The 782-nt window shown below is 54.1% G+C and carries 1 protein-coding gene; it reads left to right on the top strand.

Going from position 1 to position 782, the window contains the following annotated elements; all coding sequences use genetic code 11:
• Window positions 1–35: 35 nt before the first annotated feature.
• Complete coding sequence (locus tag P1S59_14550; protein MDF1527444.1) at window positions 36–266, top strand: type II toxin-antitoxin system MqsA family antitoxin; 231 nt, start codon at window positions 36–38, stop codon at window positions 264–266.
• Window positions 267–782 lie beyond the last annotated feature (516 nt).

Genomic DNA, 782 nt, shown 5'->3' with positions numbered 1-782 from the left:
GACCTTTGGTCCCAGGATTTTAGAGGGAGAAAGAAATGAAAAAGTGTCCAGTATGTCGTATGGGTGAAGTTGGACCTGGGAAGGCAACCTTGACCCTCGAGAGGGGTGGGACTACCGTGGTGGTGCGCAACGTCCCCGCCGCCGTCTGCCGGAATTGCGGCGAGGAGTTCATCGACGAGGAGATCACCAAAAATGTGATGGGCGAGGCGGAACATGCGGTCCGTACCGGTGTGCAGGTGGAGGTTCGAGAGTACAAGGCTGCCTGAAATGCGGGCACCCCGGTGGGGTTCGTTCTCGCCTTTCACACTTTTCGAAAAACCCTTGTACCACGGGGGAAATTGAGGGTAACCCCGGGGGGCTGACGTTTTCCGTATTTTCGCCAGGAGCCGAGATAAACAAACAGGTTGAATTGCAAGTATTGTCCGTCAGAGGTTTGTCCCCTGCTGCCTCATCGTTTTTGCCCGGCGGTTTCAAGTTCGAAGTGCAACAGGGTTTAAGATGCGCCCATAATATTCTTAAAAATTAAAGTCCGGCAAGAAGATTTCCGCCGGGCACTTCCAGCCAAGGCTTTTCCTCCGCCTTTCTCCGATCTTCTCCGTGGTAAATGCCCTTGAGCGCCTTTACGGCATACGCCGGGAGCCCCCCGGGTGAGGCTGCCTTTACCGTCTTTATAGAACCCGTGTTTCACTCTGCACCCTGCACGGCGTATTCCGGAGCAAATTGACCACCTGTTCCGTTCCAAACTGATCAGCCGGAGTATGAAGTTTGATGGCTTCGCAAAA

Source organism: bacterium (assembly GCA_029210965.1).
Lineage (GTDB): Bacteria > BMS3Abin14 > BMS3Abin14 > BMS3Abin14 > BMS3Abin14 > JALHUC01.
This window is presented reverse-complemented; position numbering and strand designations above follow the sequence as displayed.

Excerpts from the sequence above, each read along its gene's own strand:
- P1S59_14550 (MDF1527444.1), top strand. The coding sequence starts at position 36 with ATGAAAAAGTGTCCAGTATGTCGTATGGGTGAAGTTGGACCTGGGAAG.